A 22277-nucleotide genomic window follows, 5' to 3' on the forward strand; every position below is an offset into this window, starting at 1 on the left:
TATCAGGGCTGTGCGCGCAACTGATCCAGCACCTCGCCGCAGGGAAATCCATCTGCCGGATATCCCGCGGCAACCTGCCAGCTGCGCAGTGCACGATGCGTGTTCGGCCCCGCCAACCCATCGGCCCCCCGGGTGTCATGCCCAAGCGCGGTCAGCCGCTCCTGTAACTCGCGCATATCTGCACGAGACAGAACCCGCTGCCCCTCTGGCCAGGGGCGGGTGAATTTCTTGTTGCCGTCAATCCGATGGGCCAGGCAGCCGACGGACAGGGCGTAGTGAACCGAGTTGTTATAGGCCAGGAACACATTGAAATTGTGATAGGCCAGATAGGCCGGGCCCTGTGCCCCCGCCGCCAGCAGCACCATCGCATCCCCGTAATCCACCGGTTGCAACCCGCGCGGGGACCGCACACCGTGCTCTGCCCATTCGGCCACGGGGCGCACCTGATCGCGCCCGGTCAGAGACAGGTCAAACCCGTCCGGCAGATACATTTCTTCGCCGCAGGGTTGCCCGCTGCGCCACCCATGTTCCCGCAGGTAATTGGCGATCGAGGCCAGCGCATCCGTCGGATCCTCTGCCCAGATGTCACGCCGCCCATCGCCGTCATGATCCACCGCATATTTCAGATAGCTTGAGGGCATGAACTGCCCGTGCCCCATGGCTCCGGCCCAGGACCCCAGCATCTTTTCAGGCGCAATGTCACCTGCCTGAACGATGTGCAAAGCCGCAACCAGCTCATCGGCGAAGAACGCTCTGCGTTCGCCGGCAAAGGCCAGAGTGGCCAGCGCCGAGATCACCGGATAATCCCCGCGATTGGCGCCGAAACCTGTCTCCAGCCCCCAGATCGCCAGCACCGCATCCGCCGAGACGCGATAGGTTTCTTCAAGCTCCCCCATCAGCGGGCGGTACTTGCGCAATGCCTTGCGCCCTTTGCGCACACGTTCGTCGGAAACAGTGATTTCAAGGTAGTCATGCACAGAGAGCAGAAGCTCTTTCTGGTTGGCCTGACGGTCCAGAACCTCGGGCAGGTATTGTGCGATTTCAAGGAATCGGTTGCGGGTCCGGGCGCGCAGCCGTTCATCCTGCAGGCGCAGGGCGAACTCCTCTTTCCATGAGGTAAAACTTCTGTCCCTTTCGTCGATCACGGCAAATCCCTCTCAGATCGATCCCCTAAACATGCGGTCAGCATCATTGGTCTGTCAAAACGAGATACCTCACTTTCTTGTGAGTTTCCGCTTTAATTTTGCCTGTTTGTGCTTGCCACGATTGGCTTTGCGCTTGACCACACGCCCCCGGCGCCCGCGCCCACCCTTTGGCAGCGGGGCGCCATTCAGGGTCAGAAGGTCGAGCATCACGCCGCCCGTGGTGGGCACCGCTTCGGCCAGCCGCACAGTGACGCGCCCGCCAACCCCCAACGTGAGGCCGGAATGCTCTCCGGTCAGGGTCTGTTCCTCGCCATCATAGCGGAAATATTCAGTCCCGATGCCCGCCACCGGAACCAGCCCATCGGCGCCGGTATCATCCAGTCGCACAAATACGCCAAACCGCTGCACCCCCGAGATCCGCCCGGTAAATTCATTGCCCAGCCGTTCCGAAAGATACGAGGCGAGGTAGCGGTCATTGGTGTCGCGCTCGGCCAGCATCGACCGGCGTTCGGTCTCGGAAATATGTTCAGCGGTGGCTTCAAGCTGTTCAATATCGACCGGGGACAGCCCGTCTTTGCCCCAGCCATGACCGGTGACAAGGGCGCGGTGCACAATCAGGTCGGAATAACGCCGGATCGGGCTGGTGAAATGGGCGTAGCTCCTCAGGGCCAGACCAAAATGGCCAAAGTTTTCAGGGTGGTAATAGGCTTGTGTCATCGACCGCAGGGTCGACATGTTCACCAGTTCGTCGAATTCGGTGCCCTCGGCCTGTGCCAGCAGGTTGTTGAGGTGACGTGTCTTCAGAACCTGCCCCTTGGCCAAGGTGAAGCCAGAGGCTTGTGCCACCTCACGCAGGGCGTCAAGCTTCTGCGGGCTGGGCTCTTCATGCACCCGGAACAGAAGCGGGCGTTTGAGCCGGGTCAGCTCCTCTGCCGCCGCCACATTGGCAAGGATCATGAACTCTTCAATCAGCCGGTGCGCATCAAAACGTTCGGCAAAGCGCACGCTTTCCACCTTGCCCTCGTCACTCAGGACGATCTTGCGCTCCGGCAGGTCCAGATCCAGCGGCTGGCGGTCGGCACGGGCAAGTTTGGTCGCGGCATAGGCGGCGTAAAGCGGCGCAATCACCTCCTCCATCAGAGGGGCGCATTTCTCGTTCGGATGGCCATCCTGCGCGGCCTGCACCTCGGCATAGTTCAGCGAGGCGGCGGATTTCATCAAACCGCGGATAAAGCTGTGGCGGATCTTGTGACCCTGCGCATCCAGCACCATGCGCACGGCAATACAGGCGCGCGGCACGCCTTCATGCAGCGAACACAGATCGCCCGACAGACGGTCAGGCAGCATCGGCACAACCCGGTCCGGGAAATAGGTGGAGTTGCCGCGCTTGCGGGCCTCGTGATCCAGCGCCGATCCCGGCGTCACGTAATGCGCCACATCGGCAATGGCGACCCAGACCACATGTCCACCCGGGTTTTTCGGGTTGTCATCCGCATGGGCATAGACCGCGTCATCATGGTCGCGCGCATCATGGGGGTCGATGGTGATCAAGGGCAGGTGCCGCAGATCCTCGCGCCCCGAAAGGCCCGCAGGCTTCTGCCGGTCCGCATCCTCAATCACCGTATCGGGGAACCGGTCGGGAATGCCGTGCTGGTGGATGGCGATCAGGCTGACGGCCTTGGGGGCAGAAGGATCGCCAAGCCGGGCAATGATCCGCGCCTTGGGCAGCCCCATCCGTGCCTTTGGTCCAACCTGCTGCGCTTCGACAAGTTCGCCGTCGCGCGCCCCTTCGTCCGACCCCGGGGGCACCATCCATTCCCGGTCTGCCCCCTTGTCGACAGGCACGATCCGCCCGCCCTCGGCACCTGCGCGGAAAAGACCCAGAATGGTGCGGGGGTTGGTGCCGATCTTCCGGATAAGCCGCCCTTCATAGGCGTGCTCTTCTCCGTCGATCTCGGTCAGGCGCGCCAGAATGCGATCCCCTTTTCCCAGTGCGGGTTCGGAGGTCTTGGTGATCATCAGCACCCGCGGCATGGCCCCTTTGCCCTGCCACTCCAGGGGCGTGGCAAAGAGATCACCATCCCGGTCCACATCTCCCACCAACAAAACGGCAACCGGCGGCAGCTTGTCCTTTTCGCGATAGGTTTTCTTTCGCTTCTGTAGATGCCCCTCGGCTTCCAGCTCTTTCAGGATCCGCTTGAGGTCAATCCGCGCAGCTCCCTTGATCCCGAACGCCTTGGATATGTCGCGCTTCGAGGTGAGGGTCGGGTTGTCGGTGATCCATTGCAGGATCTCGGCTTTGGTTGGCATCTGTTTCATGACCTGCCCCTATCACAGAGAGTTGTAATGAGAAAGCGCCCGCGTGGCGTCACAAGGGCAGAGTTGCTCCCGCGCCCTTACGCCCTTGCGGGCGACAGGCTTGGGCGTGGCCTCGCTGCGCTCGGTTCATTCCTGCCTGCGCCGCTGCGCGCCGCGCCGGGGCTTTGCCCCCGAGCCTTTGGCTCTCCCCCAGGATATTTTCGGCAAGAGGAAGATGGCAGCTGCTCTTTTCCTCTTGCCGAAAATATCCCGGGGTGAGCGAGCTTGTCTCGCGAGGGGCAGCGCCCCTGGCAGGCTCACAAGGTGAGCCACCGGTCGCGGCGGCGGAGCGACGCGGAGGACGCCCGCCAGTATCAGATCATGACGTGGCGAAATACTTGTGCATCAGCGCCTTGTAGATTGCTTTCAGCTGCTGGATCTGGACCAGCTCTACCCGCTCATCCACCTGGTGCATCGTTTTGCCGACGAGGCCGAACTCTACCACCGGGCAATGGTTTTTGACAAATCGTGCGTCCGAGGTGCCGCCCGAGGTGGAGAATTCGGGGCGGCGGCCGGTCTCGGTTTCGACGGCATCTGCCACCAGGTCAGACAGGGCGCCGGGGGGTGTCACAAAACTTTCGCCCGACACTTTTATCTGCAGTTCGATCTCGATCCCGGTATCTGCAGCGATCCGGCTGGCTTCCTGATGCAGCCATTGGCTCAGCATGTCAGAGCTGTGGGCGTCGTTGAACCGGATATTGACCGTGGCGCGGGCCTCGGCCGGGATCACATTGGTGGCCGGGTTGCCCACATCCATGGTGGTGACCGCCAGGGTGGAGGCATCAAAGTGATCGGTGCCGTGATCCAGCACATGGGCGTCCAGGTCTGCGATCAGCCGGGCCAGAGCGGGCACCGGGTTTTTGGCGCGGTGAGGGTAGGCGGCGTGACCCTGCACCCCTTTTGCAGTGAAATATGCGGTCATCGACCCTCTTCGGCCGATTTTCATCATCTCGCCCATTTCATTCGGGCAGGTGGGTTCGCCGACGATGCAGTCGGTCATGACCTCGCCTTCGGCCTGCATCCAGTCCAGCAGAGCGACGGTTCCGTCGGTGGCATCCCCTTCTTCATCCCCGGTGATGGTAATCACCAGCGCAGCATTGTCGGGGGCGTCTGCGACAAAGTCGATGGCGGCGGCAACCCAGGCGGCGACGCCGGATTTCATATCGGTCGCCCCGCGCCCCCATAGCAGGCCATCGCGGATTTCCCCCCCGAACGGGTCCACTGTCCAGGCGGTTTCATCCCCCACTGGCACCACATCCGTATGTCCGTTGAAGCCCAGTGTGCGAGCGTTTTTCGACCCCCAGCGCGCAAACAGGTTCGGCGTGCCGGCCCGATCCACCCGGGTGCAGGCAAATCCCGCAGCCGACAGCATGTCTTCAAGCAATGCCAATGCGCCGCCTTCTTCGGGGGTGACCGATGGGCATTGGATCAGGCGTTGGGTCAAGAGGACGGGATCGGTGGGGGATGCGGTCATGGGGAACTCCTTTCCCCATCCCTTAGCGCGTTGTGGGGCAAAGGAAAACCGGGGGATCATCGCTGTGGGGAAAATGCGTCACTTGGGGCGAAGCTTTGGGAAAAGCACAACGTGAGGGTTAACAAAGCGTCAATTCTGCGCCATAGTTGGGGCAATAATATGACCCGAGGCAGGGTAAAGAGCTGAAAAACAAGCACAAAAGTGCAGCGGCTCGTTATGCAGTGATCCATGAAAGGCCGAAATAAGGCCTGTGATTCCTGTGCTTTTGCCTCATGAAAGGGGCAGGAGGCAGATCATGGTCGCAGCGTCAGAGCTTTCGATCGACACAAATGCAAGTGCCTTGGCCATGGCGGAAACCATCATGGGCGATGGTGTCACCGTGACCGGTGCGTCCTATTCGGGCGACAATCGCAGCTCGGGTATATTCTCCGGCGGGGATGAGACCTCGCCCGGTGTGACTCCCTCTGACAGCGGCGTCATCCTCTCGACGGGGCGGGCGACGGATTTCACCAATTCATCGGGGCAGGCGAACCAGGATAACAACCAATCGTCAAATATGCGGCGTGGCATTGACCGGGACGATGATTTTGACGCGTTGGCGGGTGCGCGCACCTATGACGCCTCTTTTATCGAGATTGATTTCATTCCCGACCCGGAGACGAATTTCATCTCGTTGCAGTTCGTATTCTCATCGGACGAATACCCGGAATACATCAACTCGATCTACAATGACGTGGTGGGGATCTGGGTGGATGGCCAGCCGGTTGACCTGTCTTTTGGCACCTCAAGCGTGACCAATGTGAACGAGGTCGATAACCAGAACCTCTATAACGACAATACCGGCGACCAGTTCAATACCGAGATGGACGGGTTCACGGTCACCATGTCGGTCAAGATACCGGTTACCTCGGGCGAGGTGAATTCGCTGAAGATCGGCATCGCGGACGTGTCGGACAGCAGCTATGATTCCAACCTTCTGATTGCCGCCAAAAGTGGACAGTCGGCGCTTCTGGCCTTTGATGATACGGTCAGCCTGCTGGGGGATCAGACCAAGGTGGTCGACGTCATGGCAAATGACGATGTGGCGTCCGGACTGAATGCCACGATCACCCATATCAATGGGATTGCCGTCTCCCCCGGTGATACGGTGACCCTGGCCACCGGGCAGACCGTGGGGCTGAACGCGGATGGCACGCTGACGCTTGTGGGCGACGGCACCGACGAAAGTTTCTCCTTCACCTATACCCTTACCGGAGACCCGTCAGGGGTCAGCGATGTGGGGATGGTCACGGTGGATGCGGTGCCCTGTTTCGTGGCTGGCACATTGATCGAACTGGCAGATGGACGGGCGGTGCCGGTGGAAACCCTGACGCCGGGGGACATGGTGCTGACCCATGACAATGGCCCCCAGCCGCTGCGCTGGATCGGCTGTCGCCGCGTCCCCGCCCAGGGCAAGTTTGCCCCGATCCATATTGCGGCAGATACGTTTGGCGATCACGATCACCTGCTTGTGTCACCGCTGCACCGGATCCTGATCCGCGATGTCCTGGCCGAGCTTCTGTTCGGCGAACGCGAGGTGCTGGTTGCGGCACGCGATCTGGTCAATGACCTGACCGTGCGGCGGATCGAAGGGGAAGAGGTGGTGTATGTCCACATCCTGTTTGATCAGCATCAGGTGGTCTATTCGCAGGGGCTTGCCACCGAGAGTTTCCTGCCCGGCCCGCAGGCGACAAACAGTCTTGATCATGACGCAGTGGAAGAAATCTGCGCACTGTTCCCTGAGCTTGACCCCCTGACCGGCGCGGGATACTCCCCGGCCGCCCGCCGCACCCTGCGCCCGTTTGAGGCGCGGCTTCTGGCAGCGCAGGGCCACGCGGCGTAAGGAAAGATGGAATGACAGGGCATCGGCAAGCTGAGGACAGGCGGGGGGCAAAGACAGCTTTGCACTCTGATCCGTCCGCAGCGCGGCTTGTTGCCAAATCGCGCACGCTTCTGGCGGGGCCGGTTTCCTGGATCGGTGTCCGGGGGGCGGGAAAGCTGTGGTTCAACCGCTGTGGCCTCATCGGTGGCAGCAGGGATGTTGCCCCGTCGGCTGCCTGTCCGACCTCATCTGATCCGGGCCCACAGGGGCTGATTGCCACCGGAACCATCGTGATCGAAGCCCGGCTGGAGCCCTGGCCCGGCCAGCCCGCCCCGGTGCTGCGCTATGGCGCGCGCGAGGGGTGGCTGCGCGGGATGATGATCACCTATCACCCGGATGACCACCGGGTTGTGGTGGATATGGTGCAGGGGGATGAGCTGCGCCGTGCCTCGGTTCATGTGGCGCCGATCATCGGCGAATGCGACCTGCGCATCACCTATAGCTGGGACGCCCCGTGCCGGTCGGGGGTTCTGAGTGTTGAACATCTTGAAGCCGAGACCCTGCACCAGACCCGGTTTCGCGACCCACTGCCGCTGCCCTATTCTGATGCGGAGCGGATGTTGCGGGGGCAGGCCGTGGCCGGGGAGCGGGGCAAGATCCTGATGCTTGGGATCGCGCGCGGTATCGCGCCCGTGGCGCTGGCGCCGGGCCTTGCCAGTGGCAGTCTGATCGACACACCGATGGGGCCACGTGCGGTGGAAACCCTGACGGCCGGAGATCTTGTGCTCAGCACCTCAGGGGAGGTGCACCGGGTCCGTCATCTGGCCAGTCGGCAGGTTCCGGCAGTGGGGTTGATGCGCCCAATGACATTGCGTGCGCCTTTCATGGGCCTGTCGCGGGATCTGGTGCTGTCGCCCGAGCAACGCCTTGTTCTGACAGGGAGTGATGCGGAATATCTCTATGGCGAGGATGCGGTGATGGTAAAGGCGCGGCATCTGCATCATTTCCGCGCTGCAAACCAGCATGAAACTGGCCCGTTGATCCGCTATCATGCGGTCCTGCTGGACAGTCATGAATGCCTGTCGGTGCAGGGGCTGTGTGCCGAAAGCCTGTTTGTGGGGCCAATGGTGCCGGATATCCTGCGCACCACGGTTCTGTCCGGGCTGCCACCCCTCTCCGTGCCAATTCACAAGCTGATGCCCACGCCCACCCTGTCCCAGTTCGAGGCGCGCAATCTGGTCAGCGCCATTTACGCGTGATCCCTCTGGACCCGTGCTGGTTGCGCGCGTAGCATCCCGTCAAATCATTTATGCCCCGTTCGGGGAAAGGAGATAGTGATGAGAAAACTTCTGCTGGCGCTAGCCCTGATGCCGCTTGCCGCCTGTTTTGATGCGGACATGACCTTTACGGTTGAAGACAGTGACAACGCCAAGATGCATGCGGTGATGAGCATGGGGCCGGAGCTTTACGGCATGATTGCCGCTTCGGGGGAAGACCCCTGTGAAGAAGGCGTGGGGGAGGTGCTGGCGGATGGTGGCTATACCTGCACCATCGAAGAAAGCGATACGATCGACAATATCATTGCCGAGCTGAACGAAGGGGTGTCCGAGGACAGCGAAAACCCGATGGATATGGGCGAAGGCTTTGCGCTGGAGCGGCTGGAGAACGGGAATATCAAGGTGGCCTTCGATCTGGGCAGCATGAATGATGACATGGCAGAACAGGGGATGGACCCGCAGATGATGGCGGGCATGATGCAGGCGTTTACCGGGCGTCAGATCTCGATCACCGTGGTGGGACCGGAGGTGGTTGAAACCAATGGTGTGCTGGCTGACGACGGGAAGTCGGCGTCGATGGTGATCCCGCTGACCAAGCTGTTTGCGCCGGAGAATGACCTGCCGGACAGTTTTGACGTGGTGATCAACCCGAACTGATCTGGGTAAAAAGTTATGCAAAGGGCAGGGTTTTGGGCCTGCCCTTTTTGGTTGAAAAGGGCTTGTTTGTCGGGCAGAGGTGGCAGATTTTTTAGAAAACTAGAAAACTAGAAAACTAGAAAACTAGAAAACTAGAAAACTAGAAAACTAGAAAACTAGAAAACTAGTTTTGTCAGGCGTGAGGGCGGCCAAGCCTCCTCTTAAAGCATTTCCATATTACGTTGAAGCAACGTGATGTGGAAATGCAGCGCACCCTGGAAGGATGATGGGCGTTTCCAGTTATTGCAGCGGTCCAACAAGAACTGGAAACGCTTTAGCCAATCAGATCCCGAACCGCCGTCGCCAATTCCCCCGGCGTCTTCACAAACGCATCCGCCGCTGACAGGTCATCCGCGCCGCCATAGCCCCAGCCCACGGCAATGAACTTCATGCCTACGTCGCGCGCCGCTTTCAGGTCGTAATGGCGATCGCCCACCATCACGGACTTTGCCGGATCATTGCCGGTGATTGTCAGCGCATGGGCCAAGAGCGCGCCCTTGTCATTGCGGGTGCCATCCAGTTCCGGGCCAAACTCCTGCGTCATATGCGGTGCAATGCCGTAATGGGCGGTGATTTTCTTTGCATAGGCATGGGGTTTGGCGGTGGCGAGGTGCATCTGGTGACGGGCGCCGATTTCGGTCAGGGCCTCCAGAATGCCGTCGTAAACCGTGCAGTCGAACATGCCTTTGCCGGTATAGGCTGTGCGGTAATGTGCCAGCGCCGCTTCGGGGTCGGGTGCTCCCAGCTGTTCAAAGCTCCATAACAGGGCGGGACCGATGCACCATGTCAGATCATCAGCGGGTGGCACGGGCAGGCCCAGCTCATGCAGCGCATATTGGATGCTTTCCGTGATGCCCTTCTTGGGGTCGGTCAGGGTGCCGTCCAGATCCCAGTAAACCGCCCCCCCGGTCCGGGTCATGCTTCACCCGCTGCATCATCCAGACGTTCGCCATCAAAAAATGGGGTCATCTGGGCGATGACCACCGAGTTTTCAGCCAGGGCACGCCCCATCAGCTTGCGCTCTTCCGCAGGAATATCGTGTCCTTCCGCCAGCCGGTCATCCAGCGCGCCGTAGCCCGACACATCCAGCGGGGCCAGATCGGCCTGCTTCAGGATCGCAACCGTTTCGCGCACCGCTTCCGCTTCGTCCACACCTGACGCATAGCAGACCAGCGCGCCCCCGGTGGCCTCATCCGGCAACCCGTCCCCCTCCTTGCGGCCCACTTCAACCAGCAGCGTATAGACCTGCTGTTTCTTCTTCGGCTTGGCCGCAGCTTTCGGGTTTTGGGTCATCATGCTCTCCTGCAGCAGGATTGGGATCTGTCTTTCACATGCCGAAAAATCTGCGAAAGGTCCAGCCCTCTGATGTCGCCTGCGCTGTTGCAGGAAGGCAAGAGGCGCGGGGGTATCGTTTTCCTACCCTAGCCCCGTGCCTGCAAAGGGTATAGAGCGGGCGACACTGTAGGTGGGGACCTTCGTCATGATTCCATATATCCGTAATTTGCCGATGCTGATCGGCCTTGTGCTGCTGCTTGTTCCGCAGGCGCTGGCGGCCCAGTCGAAGAGCAGATCGGCACTGGTCTTCGCCACCGTGGAACGCGCGCCTTTTGCCTATCGGGACGGGGATCAGATTGCCGGGTTTTCGGTTGAGCTGATGCGAGATATCGGAAGAGAGATCGGGCGGCCCGTGGAGTTCAAACTGGCCCCGCGATTTGCCGATATGCTTGGGTTGGTTGAGCTTGGACAGGTGGATGGCGCGGTTGCCAATATCTCGATCACGGCGGCCCGTGAGGAGGTTATGGATTTTTCCCAACCTATCTTCGAGGCGGGGCTCCAGATCATGTTGCCACCCGAAGATGACAATAGCGGCAGCCTGTTTGCCGCATTGTTCAACCGCGATATCGCATTGGCCATCCTGGGGGCCGCGGCGCTTCTGTATGGCGGGGGCATGATGATGTGGCTGTTTGAACGCCGCCGTCAGCCCTATTTTGACCGGCCGCTGAAAGATGCAATGTTCACCTCTTTCTGGTGGGCCTTGAACCTGGTTGTAAACGGGGGGTTCGAAGAACGGGTGCCGCAGTCGCGCGGTGGGCGCGTCTTTGGTGTCCTTCTGGTGATCTCATCCCTGTTCATCGTGTCGATTTTTGTCGCCCGGATCACCGCGGCCATGACCGTGGCGGCGATTTCCGGCAATATCGACAGCCTCGCAGACCTTGACGGCAAGCGTATTGGCACCACGGCGGGCTCAACGGCTGCGCTGTTTCTGGACCAGCGCGAGATTGCCTATGGTGATTTCGATGACCTGAACGTGTTGTTGCAGGCGTTTGAAGCGCAGGAACTTGACGCGGTTGTCTTCGATGGGCCGCTTCTGGCGTGGTATCTTACTGAGAATGGCAGCCAGTCGGGTCGTCTTCTGCCGCGGGTGTTCAAACGTGAAAACTATGGCATCGCCCTGCCATCGGGCAGCGCCCTGACCGAACCGATCAATCGGGCGCTGCTGTCGTTGCGTGAAAGTGGGCGATATGATCAGCTCCGGCGCAAATACTTCGGTCCGTCAAGCTGATAAGAGTGAGGGCGCTGGGCAGGAGGGGCGCTGCCCCTCGCCTCTTCGAGGCTCACCCCGAGGTATTTGAAGCAAGAAAAAGGGGGCGGGTTAAAGCGTTTCGGGATGAACTTGACACACATGTTTCTTCCGAAATGCCCACGCCATTGATATCTCGTGCGGCGCTTTGACTTTTCCCTGTCTCGGGTTGAAGTCGAAACACTTTAGGGCGCTTTGCCCGGCTTGAGAAAGGCACGGAGAGCGAGCCAGGCCAGAAGGGTCAGCAAAGCCACAAAAAGCCCCACCAGCGTCGCCGCCCAGGGGGTGCTGAGGCCAAACAGGTAAATCAGTAAGATAAGCGGTTCAAAACAGATCAGCCCAAAACCGGCCACGCAGCCCAGGTCCAGAATGGCAAGGGCGCGCCGCGCATGTGGCCCGGCACGCCCCGTGTTTTCCGCGATGGTCGCAAAGATCATCGGTCCGTCCGGATCCTTTAGTCGCGCAACAGGTCGTTGATCGAGGTTTTCGAACGGGTTTTTGCGTCGACGCGTTTCACGATCACGGCGCAGTAAAGGTTCACACCGTTTTTCGAGGGCATCGAGCCTGCGACCACAACAGAGCCGGCGGGCACTTCGCCATACATCACTTCGCCGGTTTCACGATCGACAATCTTGGTCGACTGGCCGATGAACACGCCCATGCCCAGAACGGACCCTTCGCGCACGATGCAGCCTTCAACCACTTCGGAACGCGCCCCGATGAAGCAGTTGTCTTCGATGATTGTCGGGCCCGCCTGCATCGGTTCCAGCACGCCGCCAATGCCCACGCCACCCGACAGGTGCACGTTCTTGCCGATCTGTGCGCAGGAGCCAACGGTCACCCAGGTGTCAACCATGGTGCCTTCGTCCACATAGGCGCCGAGGTTCACAAAGCTGGGCATCAGCACCGCACCCGGTGCCACATAGGCTGACTTGCGCACAACGCAGTTCGGCACGGCGCGGAAGCCTGCTTCTTTCCATTCATGGTCGCCCCAGCCCTTGAATTTGCTGTCGACCTTGTCCCACCAGCCGCCGCCCTGCGGGCCGCCATCCTGGAATTCCATGTCCTTGATGCGGAACCCGAGCAGCACGGCCTTTTTGGCCCATTGGTTCACATGCCAGTTGCCATCCTCCTGACGTTCCGCCACACGCAGCTTGCCACTGTCCAGCGCGGCCAGCGTGGCCTCAATCGCTTCGCGGGTTTCGCCGCCGGTGGATGAGGTGATGGTGTCGCGGGCGTCCCACGCGGCTTCGATGGCTTGTTCCAGTTGGGCGTTCGACATGGGTCTCTCCGTTCACGTTCCTGTGGACTGGCCGGGGCAAGGTGCCGCCAGTTTCCCTTGCGTATAAAGGCGCGCGCGCGGGCGCTCAATTGCCAAAACGACTGTTTTGCCTACGGATTGCGGCGAATTGCAGCGGAAATGTCAGGAAAACGGGTCAGGTGCCGGGTTGGCCCCGCAAATCAACACGGCAATGCGCTCTTGCGGGGCGGGTGTGTAGGCGCCGGACAGAAGCGCGGCAAGTGCTGTGGCCCCTGCCGGTTCCACATGTTGCCGCACCCCTTGCCACAGAAGTTTTTGCGCATCGGAAATGGCATTGTCCGTGACCAGAACGCTTTGGTGCAGGTGGCGGGTGGCAAGGTCAAAACACAGGCTACCGATCCGCCTGGCCCCAAGCGCATTGGCGGCAATGCCGGAGACCTCCACATCCACCGGCTTGCCCGCCACGAGGGCCGCGTTCAGCGCACAGGAGGTTTCCGGCTCGACCGCGACAATCTTGCGGCCCCCTTGTGTCCACGCCAGAGACCCGCCGATCAGCCCGCCGCCGCCCACCGCTATCAGCACAGTATCGGCCGCCAGCCCCTGTTCTTCCCATTCCCGAAGCACAGTGCCCTGACCGGTCACCGTGCCGTTGCCGTCATAGGCGTGGATCTGCATTGCGCCGGTTTCGGCCTCATAGGCCAGGGCGGCCTCCAGCGCGTCCGCATAGGCGCCCTGCACCACCCGAAGATCCGCCCCCGCGCGGCGGATCAGGTCGATCTTGGCCGGTCCCGCCATCTGGGGCACAAACACCGCTGCATTATGGCCAAGCTGGCTGGCGGCATAGGCCACCGCCGCCCCGTGATTGCCCCCGGAGGCCGCCACGATCCCGGCTTTTGGCACCGTGCCGGACAGAAGAGAATTGAACGCCCCGCGCGCCTTGAACGTGCCGGTGTGCTGCATCTGCTCGAACTTCATCTCGATCGGGTCGTCCCAGCCGGGCAGGGTCAGCGTTGCCACCGGGGTGCGCCGCACATGGGGGACGATCCGCGTATGGGCGGCGGTGATCTCGTCTTTCCAGTTCATGGATTATCCTATCTAACGCGGCGCAGATGGCGGGTAAGGATATCGCAGGCCGCCACGCTATCCCGTTTCTTCATCGCCTGCAGGATCGCCGCGTGGTCCATATCCGCGCGCTGGGACCAGCGGTGACGCCAATGGGCAAACAGGTGGCGGGCGCTGGCGATGTGCAGATCGTCGATGGCCGCCAGCAGCCGTGGCATGGCGCAGGGGGTCAGGATCGCCCGGTGAAAGGCGCGGTTCTTTTCTTCCCAACTGGCCATGTCTTCTGCCGCATCACAGGCGATCCGCGCCGCATCAATCTCTTTCAGATCTGCCGCCAGCAGGCGCGGGATGGCGTGGGACAGGGCAAGGGTTTCCAGCGCCACCCGCATCTCGATCACCTCGCGCACCTCGCCGGGATCCAGAGCTGTCACCCGCATCCCCCGGCGCGGCTGACTGATCGCCAGACCATGCGCCTCCAGCCGCAAAAGGGCCTCACGCACGGGCACGTGGCTGGTGTCAAACGCCTTGGCGATATGGTCCTGGCGCAGCTTCTCTCCGGCCTCAAGCTGGCCCGAGATGATCTGCTGGCTCAGCGCCAGGTAAATCGTGTCGGCAATGGTGGCGGTCATATCGGGCCCGTTCCTTTAATGGCAAGATAATAGATAAAATCACCGGTGCGGCCCGGCAAGGAAAATTCCCCGCCAATGCACGTCTGTTTGCACCGAAAGGTGACGCGCTGTGACTGGTCACCTGACAAGACGCGCGCTAACATCGGATCATAAGACCAGTACCCTCTGTCGAACAGGATATTTCATGGAAGATCAAAGCTCTGCCCCCCGGCACCCCCTGCGTCGTTCGCGTCAGGACCGCGAGGCATCCCATCATACACCGGATACGCCGCAGACGCGTGCGCCAGCCTATCGCCTGGCCTATGACGATCAGGATTTCATGTGCCGCGAAGAGCTGCGCCCGGTGCGGTTGCAGCTGGAACTGCTGAAGCCCGAAATGATGATGACGGAATATGGCGTGGACAGCACCGTGGTTCTGTTTGGTGGTGCGCGTATCCCGGAACCCGCCCGCAAAGACAGCGCCCGCACCCAGACCCTGGCGGATCTGTCTGCCTTTTATGACGAAGCGCGCAGCTTTGCCCGGCTGATGACCGAGCGTTCGATTGCCTCTGGTGGGCGCGAACATGTGGTGGTCACGGGGGGTGGTCCCGGCGTGATGGAGGCGGGCAACCGCGGCGCCGAAGATGCAGGTGGCGTGTCGATCGGGCTGAATATCGTGCTGCCGCATGAACAGGCCCCCAATGAATATGTGACCCCTGACCTCTGCTTCAACTTTCACTATTTCGCCATCCGCAAGATGCATTTCCTGATGCGGGCTGAGGTGATCGCCGTTTTCCCGGGCGGGTTCGGCACGCTGGATGAGCTGTTTGAAACGCTTACCCTGGTGCAGACGGGCCGGATGAACCGGGTGCCGATCCTTCTGTTCGGCAGCGCGTTCTGGAAGAAAATCGTCAACTGGGATGCCCTGTCCGATGCGGGCACGATCAGCCCTGAAGACCTTGACCTGTTCCGTTTTGTCGACAGCGCAGAAGAGGCGATTGCCGCAATTGATTGCTGGGATTGTGCCGATACCCCGCGCGATGTGATCCCGGGCCGGTAAAGTGTTTTCGCTTCTGCGGACACAGATGCAAGCGGATACAGGCGGCGTCTGAAAATTTCCCGGGCGGCAATCTGCCGGACACTCCTTGAAACAGCAAAACCCCCGGCCTTCCGGGGGGTTCAGCTTTCGGGAAGGCTCTTTGGGGCAGCCGGGCGTTTTAGATCACCCAAACAGGTCTTGCGGCACCGGGCAGACCTTCTGAAGGGTGGGAAGGGCATGCACAAAATGCTCGCCTTCGTCGCAGCGAATGCAATAGCCGTAATTGCGCAACCTTGCGCGGAAATCGGCAAAGCTTGCCACCTGCGCCCGCTCCTGTTTCAGAAAGCGGATCAAAGTCTGCATGTCCTTGAATTGTCGATGGGTCAGATCCACAGCCGCCTCCCGTGACCATATTAACCTTAACAACAGGTAACGCGCGGGAGATGGCGCAATTCGTTCGCAATTGTGGCAATTGTAAGGAATTCAGAACCAAACGGGATGATATGGTGCAATTGACGCCAATCGGGATACAGGCGGCGAACGCCTGACCTCAAACGCCCCGCCCCCAAATGCTCTGTTCTCAAATAGCTGGCCCAAGGCCACTGCCCCGGCGTACGCTCTTTTTCTTGCCAAAAATACCTCGGGAGCGCGAGGGCAGCGCCCTCGCTCCTACCCGGGCGTCTTGATGCTGCGCTATCGAAGGCGCGTTACGAAGAAATCCCCGCTTCTTTCTCGATCTGCTTGCGCGACTTGCGCGCGCGCTCCGTGGCTGATTTCAGCTGTCCGCAGGCGGCCATGATATCATCGCCACGCGTCTTGCGAATGGGGCTTGCATAGCCAGCCTGATAGATGATGTTGGCAAAGGCCCGGATCCGGTTGTTCGAGGACCGTTTATAGGGGCTGCCCGGCCATTCGTTGAACGGAATCAGGTTGATCTTGGCGGGGATATTGTGGCGCTTGATATGGTCGATCAGGCGATGTGCGTCCTCGTCACTGTCATTCACCCCTGCCAGCATCACGTATTCAAAGGTGATCCGTTCCGAGTTTGAGGCCTTGGGATAGGCCGCCAGCGCGCCCAGAAGCTCTTCAATATTCCAGCGCTTGTTGATCGGCACCAGAACATCGCGGGTTTCGTCGGTGGTGGCGTGGAAGGAAATCGCCAAAAGGCAGCCGATCTCTTGCGCGGTGCGGGCGATTTCCGGCACGATCCCCGAGGTCGACAGCGTGATGCGGCGGCGCGACAGCTGGATCCCCTCCGGGTCCATGGCGATCTTCATCGCGTCACGCACGTTTTCAAAGTTATACAAAGGCTCGCCCATGCCCATCAGCACGATATTGGACAGAAGGCGGGTTTCGTCCTTGGGGGCGCCGGGCACCGGCCATTCATCCAGATCATCGCGCGCCATCATCACCTGGCCAATGATCTCAGCCGCGGTCAGGTTGCGCACCAGTTTCTGGGTGCCGGTATGGCAGAAGGAACAGGTCAGCGTGCAGCCGACCTGGCTGGAAATGCACAGCGTGCCGCGCCCTTCCTCGGGGATATAAACCACCTCGACCTCATGACCGCCAGCAATGCGCACCAGATATTTACGGGTGCCATCCTCTGAGACGAGTTTCGACACCACCTCCGGGATTTCGATCACGAAATGCTCCGCCAGCTGGGCGCGGAACGCCTTGGCCAGATTGGTCATCTCGGCAAAATCGCGCTTGCCCCATTGATAGATCCATTGCCAGATCTGGTTCACCCGCATCTTGGCCTGCTTTTCCGGCGTGCCCATGTCGATCAGTGCCGCTCGCATCACGTCGCGGGTCATGCCCACGAGGTTTGGCTTGACCTCGGGCACCAGAATGCGCGGCGCGACTTTCACGTCCTGAGTGATCGGGGCCGCGGCCCCGGCTGCGGCCTGGGTGCCCGTGGTTTGGGTGTCCGTGGCCTGGGTGTCAATGGTCTGGTCTTTGCGATCCATCGCGCGTCATCCTGTAACAAGGCGGTTCGGAAAAATCCTGAGACACATGTTTGTCCCGAACCACCCGCATCATTGATATCTCTTGTCGCGTTTCGGTCATTGTCCCGATCAGCTTAATACTGTGTCGGGCCAAAACTGAAATGCTTTAGAAGGCAGCAGTCTATAGCCTAGCATGAAAGGCTTGTCACCCCATGCACAACGCAGGGCCAGAGAAATGAAAAGCCCCGTCCGGTCGGCGGGGCTTTGGAAAACAGGGGCGGATAACCGGGATCAGTTGCCGCAGCGTTTTGCAGCTTCGTCCACCGCCGCCGTGAAACCCAACAGCGAAAACGTGTCTTCGGTCCGGGTGCCGCGACCGGAATAGGCCGTGACCACCGCCTTGGCCCCGCGTTTCATGGCGGCGACGATCTGCGCTTCCTCGCTGGGATTGGCCCAGGCTGTCTCGCGGTTCTGCGGGCTTCCTTCGGAATAAAGCTGATAGCTTTTCGTATCGATGGTCAGCGTGATCGCCTTGTTGCGGTCAAACGGGTAACCGCCAGCAAAGGAAACCTGCCCCTTCACCTGAGAGCCGGGGTGATAGCTGACAAACAGACGGATATCGCCACGCTTTGCCGCCACGGCCCGCCCGTCACGGGTGTTGACCACTTTGGTGGGCGCGGACACGCTCCAGCAACCGGTGGGATTGTCCTCGACAAACACGCTCCAGTCGGTGTTGGCGGCAACCCGGTTGGTGCTTTCCTGCGCCACGGCGCCCGTTGCGGTGAAAGTGGTGAGCACGGCGCCAGCCACAAGGGCGCTCCGCGCTGCTGCGATCATTCGTTTCATATCCTTACAGCCTCCAAGCTGTCTCTGCCTCGCGCCCCTGCAACGTCCCGGCCGTCTTTGGCGGCGTTCCATTCCATGCCATCACATTCAGGCGCATCTATCCCTACGCCGCGCAGTCTAACGTGAAAAATGACTGTTGTGAAAGCCCCGGAGCGGTAATATGCGGCGGAAAATCGCGCGCGCCCGCCATCACCGGACGGGCAAAGGATCAGAAAAGGAACAACACATGCCCGCAATCACTCAAGATCCCGCCCGCCTTGTCGAGATATGGCGCGGGCCGTTCATGGAATCGCAACATCTGGGACATGCAGTGATCTGTAATACCGCAGGTGAGGTGGTGGAGAGCTGGGGGAATGCCGATGAGGTGATCTTGCCGCGCTCCTCGGCCAAGATGCTTCAGGCCCTGCCTCTGGTGGAAAGCGGGGCTGCGGATGCGGCGGGGCTGGGCTCATCCCATCTGGCGCTGGCCTGTGCCAGTCATGAAGGGGCGGCAATCCATACCGATCCGGTGGCCAAATGGCTGGCTGAAATGGGGCTCGGGGCCGGGGACCTCTGCTGTGGTCCGCAATTTCCCCGCGACAAGGCTGCGAAGAAAGACCTGATCTGCTCAGGGGATGCCGCCTGTAAAATCCACAATAACTGCTCTGGCAAACACGCGGGTTTCCTGACGCTTGCCCGCCACATGGGGGCGGATCTCAAGGATTACGTGGCCCATGATCACCCGGTGCAGCAGGCTGCCAAACTGGCGTTTGAGGAGGTGACGGGCATGGACAGCCCCGGCTTTGGCATCGACGGCTGTTCGGCGCCCAACCATGCGACCACGCTGACCGGCATGGCCCGCGCCATGGCCGCGTTTGCCGGCGCGGTTGAGGGGCGTTCCGCGCGGGACACGGCCATGGTGCGGCTGCGCGAAGCAATGATGGCGCATCCGGATCTGGTTGCCGGAGAAGGGCGGGCCTGTACCGAATTGATGCGCGCCATGCCGGGTCAGGTTGCCGTGAAAACCGGGGCAGAAGCCTTTTTCATCGCCATCCTGCCGGGGCAGGGGCTCGGCGTTGCACTCAAGATCAATGATGGCGCGACCCGCGCATCCGAATGCGCCATCGCCGCAATCCTTGCCCGTCTTGGCGTGGCTGATCCGGTGGACCCGCTGGTGAAAAAGCGCCTGAACCCGCGGGTGCTGAACTTTGCCGGACAGGACACCGGTGAGATCCGGCCAGCGGCAGAGCTTTGGGCGGGGTAAGCCCTCCCTTCGGCTTGGGCGCTGCTGCGGCTTCAGGGGGTCACTGTGTGAAACATGTCTGATTTGCGCCGCTTCGCGTCGCGATGAGGGGCCCTGCCCCTCGCCCCCGCTCGCTGAGCGTGGGCTCACCCCGGGATATTTTGGGCAAGAGGAAAAGGCGGACCCATCGTCTTTTTTCTTGTTGGAAATATCCTGGGGTGAATGCGCTAGCAGAGGGGCAAAGCCCCTGCCGAGCGGCGCGAGGTTTGCGTTAAGTTCGGCGCCCCCGCTGTCACATCCATTCGCCGATCAGTTTGATGGCCATTGCGGAGGCTGCGATCACCAGCACCGGTTTGATCAGTTTTGCGCCGATCCGGCTGGCCAGTTGTGAGCCGAGCCAGGCGCCGGCCATTTGCGCCGCTCCCATCGCCAGTCCGAGCAGCCAGAGCGGCTGCAGCACCAGCAGGAACCCAACCAGCCCGCCGACATTCGATGCGAAATTCAGCAGTTTCGTATGGGCGGTGGCACGCAGGATGCCATAGCCGGCGAGGCCCACGAAACCCAGCATGAAAAACGCCCCGGTGCCGGGGCCGAGCAGCCCGTCATAGAAGCCGATCAGGGGCACGAAGCTGATTGAAAACAGAAGCGGAGAGAGGCGTTCGTGTTTGTCCACATCGTCAAGCCCGGGCTTCAGCGCAAAGAACAGCGCCACGCCGATCAGCAGGACTGGCAGCCCCATGCGGATCACATCGGTGGGCAGCGAGGAGGCCATCAGCGCGCCAAGAACTGCGCCGGCAAAGGATAACAGGGCCGGGCGGATCTGGCGGCGCAGGGTCACATGGCCTGCGCGCGCATAGGTTGCGGCAGCCATTCCGGCCCCGAACAGTCCCTGAACCTTGTTGGTCGCCAGTGCCGTCACTGGGGGCACCCCTGCCAAAAGCAATGCAGGCACGGTGATCAGCCCACCGCCCCCTGCAATTGCATCGACGAAACCTGCAACGAAGGCGGCCCCAAGCAGGAGGGCAAACAGCTCGGCTGACATCTCGATCATTTTCGTGTCCTGTCTCTTGCCACAACGGGGAACTCATGTCAGGTTCTGCCCGTTCTCAGGGCGGGGTGCAATTCCCCACCGGCGGTTAAAGCCCGCGAGCGGCCCGGTTCGGGTGACAGCAGATCCGGTGAAATTCCGGGGCCGACGGTGATAGTCCGGATGGAAGAGAGCGGGTAAGGGCGCGCCGGATCAGGCGTGCAGAGGGGCCTCGTGTGCCCTCCTTTCTTCGTTTGCGCCTTGGGTGACGTGTCTGATGAAGAAAGGAAACGCCATGACACACACCCGTTACGCATTCATCAAGGCCGCATGGCATGCGGATATTGTCGATCAGGCCTTGCTGGGATTTCAGGAAAAGATCCGTCCGGATCAGGTGGATGTTTTCACCGTGCCGGGCGCGTTCGAGATGCCCTTGCTGGCCAAAAAGCTTGCCGCATCAGGCCGGTATGGTGCGATTGCCGCCGCTGCCCTGGTGGTGGATGGGGGCATCTACCGCCATGATTTTGTCGCGGCCTCTGTGGTGGATGGGCTGATGCAGGTGGGGTTGGAGACCGGGGTGCCGATCCTGTCAGTCTCGCTCACCCCGCATCATTTCCAACCCACCGATCATCATATCGAGATCTACAAGACGCATTTTGTGACCAAGGGGCGCGAGGCCGCAGAGGCGGCGCTTCAGATCACCGCGCTTCATGCAGACTTGTCGTGAAACAAGGGGGGGGCGGGGGTTATGCCCCCGCAAACTCCTCTCGCGAATAGCCTTGAATGTAAAGCAGCGCGGTCAGATCGCCGTGGTTGATGCGAATGTCACATTCCGCCGCGACCGAGGGTTTGGCGTGCAGCGCCACACCCGCGCCCGCCAGCCCCAACATCCCCAGATCATTGGCGCCGTCCCCCACCGCCATCACATCGGCATGCTCCAGCCCAAGACGGGCGGAGATTTCCTTCAGCGCCTGCACCTTGGCCTCGCGCCCCAGAATGGGCAGGCCCACGGTGCCGGTCAGCGCACCGTTTTCCACATGCAGCGTGTTGGCGCGATTTTCGTCAAATCCCAGCGCCTCCGCCACATGGCCGGTAAACGCCGTGAACCCGCCTGACACCAGCGCCGCATAAGCGCCCTGTGCTTTCATGGTCGCCAGCAGGGCTTTGCCCCCCGGCATGAAAGTGATCCGCTTTTCAATCACTTCGGTGATCACGCGTTCAGGCAGCCCTTTGAGCAGACCAACCCGTTCGGTCAGCGCGCCATCAAAATCCAGCTCGCCATTCATCGCCCGCGCGGTGATGTCCTTGACCCGCTCACCAACCCCTGCCTCATCTGCCAGTTCGTCGATGCATTCCTGCTGGATCATGGTGCTGTCCATATCGGCCAGCAGCATCTTCTTTTTGCGTCCCTGCGCAGGCAGCACAATCAGGTCCACACCCAGTTTCTGCAAATCCGCCCAGACGTCCCAGCGATTGCCGGGCATCTCGGCCAGCGTGAACTCGGCCGCCTCATCCGGGGCGAGCCAGCGGATATCGCCGCCGCCCCATGCGTTGCGCAGATTGTCCACCAGCGCGGCGTCGAGAGTGCGGTTGGTCGGGGCGGTGAGGAGCGTGGCAATATACATGGAACGGCCTTTGATCAGCGGTGTCGGATGGCCACAGACATGCGGCGAATCCCGGTCCGACGACAAGAGGAAATTCGGCAAAAAGGCCTGCGGTTTTCCAGAAACTCCGGTTTCGTGCTGCTCCGAAAGTTTCCGATAGTGGTCATTTTGCGCCGGAATTCGACCGATCAAAATTCAAAACCGACATTTTTTCGCTTGTGCAGCATTAGAAAGCCCCTTACCTCAGGTCTCGGGACACCCTTCCCCAAC

The 22277-nt window shown here is 60.9% G+C and carries 21 protein-coding genes and 1 riboswitch; of the genes, 7 read left to right on the top strand and 14 right to left on the bottom strand.

The genetic code is table 11. The features are described from left to right. Positions 1-2: 2 nt before the first annotated feature. The 3 genes from XMD517_RS11980 to dapE form a co-directional block, all read right to left on the bottom strand. Positions 3-1145, bottom strand: a complete 1143-nt coding sequence (locus XMD517_RS11980; RefSeq protein WP_368493368.1) for a lytic murein transglycosylase — start codon at positions 1143-1145, stop codon at positions 3-5. Between the two features lie 69 nt (positions 1146-1214). After that, positions 1215-3464 carry a ribonuclease R gene (gene rnr, locus XMD517_RS11985; RefSeq protein ID WP_173486767.1) on the bottom strand — a complete coding sequence of 750 codons (2250 nt, stop codon included), beginning with the start codon at positions 3462-3464 and terminating at the stop codon, positions 1215-1217. A gap of 358 nt (positions 3465-3822) precedes the next feature. Further along, the gene (gene dapE / locus XMD517_RS11990; protein ID WP_173486766.1) at positions 3823-4977 is read right to left on the bottom strand and encodes a succinyl-diaminopimelate desuccinylase; all 1155 of its coding nucleotides are present in this window, start codon (positions 4975-4977) and stop codon (positions 3823-3825) included. Between the two features lie 295 nt (positions 4978-5272). On the opposite strand from dapE, the gene XMD517_RS11995 reads away from it, so the two are divergent. The 3 genes from XMD517_RS11995 to XMD517_RS12005 all read left to right on the top strand — a co-directional run bounded on the left by XMD517_RS11995 (position 5273) and on the right by XMD517_RS12005 (position 8772). Next, a complete protein-coding gene (locus tag XMD517_RS11995; protein ID WP_173486765.1) occupies positions 5273-6859 on the top strand; it encodes a choice-of-anchor L domain-containing protein in 1587 nt (528 codons plus the stop codon). An 11-nt stretch (positions 6860-6870) separates the two neighbouring features. Next, positions 6871-8097, top strand: coding sequence for a Hint domain-containing protein (locus tag XMD517_RS12000; protein WP_173486764.1), 1227 nt, complete (start codon positions 6871-6873; stop codon positions 8095-8097). 78 nt (positions 8098-8175) lie between these two features. After that, positions 8176-8772 (top strand): hypothetical protein, encoded by a 597-nt coding sequence (locus tag XMD517_RS12005; protein ID WP_173486763.1) that lies wholly within the window; start codon positions 8176-8178, stop codon positions 8770-8772. A 313-nt stretch (positions 8773-9085) separates the two neighbouring features. Here XMD517_RS12005 and XMD517_RS12010 read toward each other — a convergent pair whose 3' ends face one another. Beyond that, positions 9086-9730: an HAD hydrolase-like protein gene (locus XMD517_RS12010; protein WP_173486762.1), complete on the bottom strand. Its 645-nt coding sequence runs from the start codon at positions 9728-9730 to the stop codon at positions 9086-9088. Next, a complete protein-coding gene (locus XMD517_RS12015) occupies positions 9727-10104 on the bottom strand; it encodes a hypothetical protein (RefSeq protein WP_055192878.1) in 378 nt (125 codons plus the stop codon). Before XMD517_RS12015 ends, XMD517_RS12010 begins: the two co-directional genes overlap by 4 nt. 187 nt (positions 10105-10291) lie before the next feature. Here XMD517_RS12015 and XMD517_RS12020 point away from each other — a divergent pair, with 187 nt between their 5' ends. Then, the gene (locus XMD517_RS12020; RefSeq protein WP_173486761.1) at positions 10292-11374 is read left to right on the top strand and encodes a transporter substrate-binding domain-containing protein; all 1083 of its coding nucleotides are present in this window, start codon (positions 10292-10294) and stop codon (positions 11372-11374) included. Positions 11375-11577: 203 nt separating this feature from the next. Here XMD517_RS12020 and XMD517_RS12025 read toward each other — a convergent pair whose 3' ends face one another. From XMD517_RS12025 to XMD517_RS12040, 4 genes are all read right to left on the bottom strand, one after another. Next, positions 11578-11829: a hypothetical protein gene (locus XMD517_RS12025; RefSeq protein WP_173486760.1), complete on the bottom strand. Its 252-nt coding sequence runs from the start codon at positions 11827-11829 to the stop codon at positions 11578-11580. Between the two features lie 17 nt (positions 11830-11846). Continuing rightward, the gene (gene dapD / locus XMD517_RS12030) at positions 11847-12674 is read right to left on the bottom strand and encodes a 2,3,4,5-tetrahydropyridine-2,6-dicarboxylate N-succinyltransferase (protein WP_173486759.1); all 828 of its coding nucleotides are present in this window, start codon (positions 12672-12674) and stop codon (positions 11847-11849) included. Between the two features lie 141 nt (positions 12675-12815). Continuing rightward, a complete protein-coding gene (locus tag XMD517_RS12035) occupies positions 12816-13736 on the bottom strand; it encodes a threonine/serine dehydratase (protein WP_173486758.1) in 921 nt (306 codons plus the stop codon). An 8-nt stretch (positions 13737-13744) separates the two neighbouring features. Next, positions 13745-14344 (bottom strand): GntR family transcriptional regulator, encoded by a 600-nt coding sequence (locus tag XMD517_RS12040; protein ID WP_173486757.1) that lies wholly within the window; start codon positions 14342-14344, stop codon positions 13745-13747. A 184-nt stretch (positions 14345-14528) separates the two neighbouring features. Here XMD517_RS12040 and XMD517_RS12045 point away from each other — a divergent pair, with 184 nt between their 5' ends. Continuing rightward, the gene (locus XMD517_RS12045) at positions 14529-15383 is read left to right on the top strand and encodes a TIGR00730 family Rossman fold protein (RefSeq protein WP_173486756.1); all 855 of its coding nucleotides are present in this window, start codon (positions 14529-14531) and stop codon (positions 15381-15383) included. Positions 15384-15545: 162 nt separating this feature from the next. On the opposite strand, the gene XMD517_RS12050 is transcribed toward XMD517_RS12045, so the two are convergent. From XMD517_RS12050 to XMD517_RS12060, 3 genes are all read right to left on the bottom strand, one after another. Beyond that, positions 15546-15725, bottom strand: coding sequence for a hypothetical protein (locus XMD517_RS12050; protein WP_173486755.1), 180 nt, complete (start codon positions 15723-15725; stop codon positions 15546-15548). Positions 15726-16069: 344 nt separating this feature from the next. Continuing rightward, positions 16070-17329: a 23S rRNA (adenine(2503)-C(2))-methyltransferase RlmN gene (gene rlmN, locus XMD517_RS12055; protein WP_254449730.1), complete on the bottom strand. Its 1260-nt coding sequence runs from the start codon at positions 17327-17329 to the stop codon at positions 16070-16072. A 270-nt stretch (positions 17330-17599) separates the two neighbouring features. Beyond that, positions 17600-18145, bottom strand: a complete 546-nt coding sequence (locus XMD517_RS12060; RefSeq protein WP_173486925.1) for an invasion associated locus B family protein — start codon at positions 18143-18145, stop codon at positions 17600-17602. Positions 18146-18380: 235 nt separating this feature from the next. Between XMD517_RS12060 and XMD517_RS12065 the strand changes: the two genes are divergently transcribed. Next, positions 18381-19397, top strand: a complete 1017-nt coding sequence (locus XMD517_RS12065) for an asparaginase (RefSeq protein ID WP_173486754.1) — start codon at positions 18381-18383, stop codon at positions 19395-19397. A gap of 271 nt (positions 19398-19668) precedes the next feature. On the opposite strand, the gene XMD517_RS12070 is transcribed toward XMD517_RS12065, so the two are convergent. Further along, the gene (locus XMD517_RS12070) at positions 19669-20427 is read right to left on the bottom strand and encodes a TSUP family transporter (RefSeq protein WP_173486753.1); all 759 of its coding nucleotides are present in this window, start codon (positions 20425-20427) and stop codon (positions 19669-19671) included. A gap of 47 nt (positions 20428-20474) precedes the next feature. Next, positions 20475-20602, top strand: a riboswitch (FMN riboswitch). Between the two features lie 96 nt (positions 20603-20698). Between XMD517_RS12070 and XMD517_RS12075 the strand changes: the two genes are divergently transcribed. Continuing rightward, complete coding sequence (locus XMD517_RS12075) at positions 20699-21130, top strand: 6,7-dimethyl-8-ribityllumazine synthase (RefSeq protein ID WP_173486752.1); 432 nt, start codon at positions 20699-20701, stop codon at positions 21128-21130. 19 nt (positions 21131-21149) lie between these two features. Here the strand turns inward: XMD517_RS12075 and serB are convergent, their stop codons facing one another. Further along, positions 21150-22028: a phosphoserine phosphatase SerB gene (gene serB / locus XMD517_RS12080; protein WP_173486924.1), complete on the bottom strand. Its 879-nt coding sequence runs from the start codon at positions 22026-22028 to the stop codon at positions 21150-21152. Positions 22029-22277: the final 249 nt, after the last annotated feature.

Source organism: Aliiroseovarius sp. xm-d-517, assembly GCF_013283135.1.
GTDB classification, from domain to species: domain Bacteria; phylum Pseudomonadota; class Alphaproteobacteria; order Rhodobacterales; family Rhodobacteraceae; genus Aliiroseovarius; species Aliiroseovarius crassostreae.

Coding starts and splice junctions, on each gene's coding strand:
- XMD517_RS12070 (WP_173486753.1), bottom strand. CDS start 20,427: ATGATCGAGATGTCAGCCGAGCTGTTTGCCCTCCTGCTTGGGGCCGCC.
- rlmN (WP_254449730.1), bottom strand. CDS start 17,329: ATGGATCGCAAAGACCAGACCATTGACACCCAGGCCACGGACACCCAA.
- XMD517_RS12025 (WP_173486760.1), bottom strand. CDS start 11,829: ATGATCTTTGCGACCATCGCGGAAAACACGGGGCGTGCCGGGCCACAT.
- XMD517_RS12050 (WP_173486755.1), bottom strand. CDS start 15,725: ATGCAGACTTTGATCCGCTTTCTGAAACAGGAGCGGGCGCAGGTGGCA.
- serB (WP_173486924.1), bottom strand. CDS start 22,028: ATGTATATTGCCACGCTCCTCACCGCCCCGACCAACCGCACTCTCGAC.
- XMD517_RS12005 (WP_173486763.1), top strand. CDS start 8,176: ATGAGAAAACTTCTGCTGGCGCTAGCCCTGATGCCGCTTGCCGCCTGT.
- XMD517_RS12035 (WP_173486758.1), bottom strand. CDS start 13,736: ATGAACTGGAAAGACGAGATCACCGCCGCCCATACGCGGATCGTCCCC.
- XMD517_RS12020 (WP_173486761.1), top strand. CDS start 10,292: ATGATTCCATATATCCGTAATTTGCCGATGCTGATCGGCCTTGTGCTG.
- XMD517_RS12040 (WP_173486757.1), bottom strand. CDS start 14,344: ATGACCGCCACCATTGCCGACACGATTTACCTGGCGCTGAGCCAGCAG.
- rnr (WP_173486767.1), bottom strand. CDS start 3,464: ATGAAACAGATGCCAACCAAAGCCGAGATCCTGCAATGGATCACCGAC.
- dapE (WP_173486766.1), bottom strand. CDS start 4,977: ATGACCGCATCCCCCACCGATCCCGTCCTCTTGACCCAACGCCTGATC.
- XMD517_RS12010 (WP_173486762.1), bottom strand. CDS start 9,730: ATGACCCGGACCGGGGGGGCGGTTTACTGGGATCTGGACGGCACCCTG.
- XMD517_RS12015 (WP_055192878.1), bottom strand. CDS start 10,104: ATGACCCAAAACCCGAAAGCTGCGGCCAAGCCGAAGAAGAAACAGCAG.
- XMD517_RS12065 (WP_173486754.1), top strand. CDS start 18,381: ATGCCCGCAATCACTCAAGATCCCGCCCGCCTTGTCGAGATATGGCGC.
- XMD517_RS12045 (WP_173486756.1), top strand. CDS start 14,529: ATGGAAGATCAAAGCTCTGCCCCCCGGCACCCCCTGCGTCGTTCGCGT.
- dapD (WP_173486759.1), bottom strand. CDS start 12,674: ATGTCGAACGCCCAACTGGAACAAGCCATCGAAGCCGCGTGGGACGCC.
- XMD517_RS11995 (WP_173486765.1), top strand. CDS start 5,273: ATGGTCGCAGCGTCAGAGCTTTCGATCGACACAAATGCAAGTGCCTTG.
- XMD517_RS12075 (WP_173486752.1), top strand. CDS start 20,699: ATGACACACACCCGTTACGCATTCATCAAGGCCGCATGGCATGCGGAT.
- XMD517_RS12000 (WP_173486764.1), top strand. CDS start 6,871: ATGACAGGGCATCGGCAAGCTGAGGACAGGCGGGGGGCAAAGACAGCT.
- XMD517_RS12060 (WP_173486925.1), bottom strand. CDS start 18,145: ATGATCGCAGCAGCGCGGAGCGCCCTTGTGGCTGGCGCCGTGCTCACC.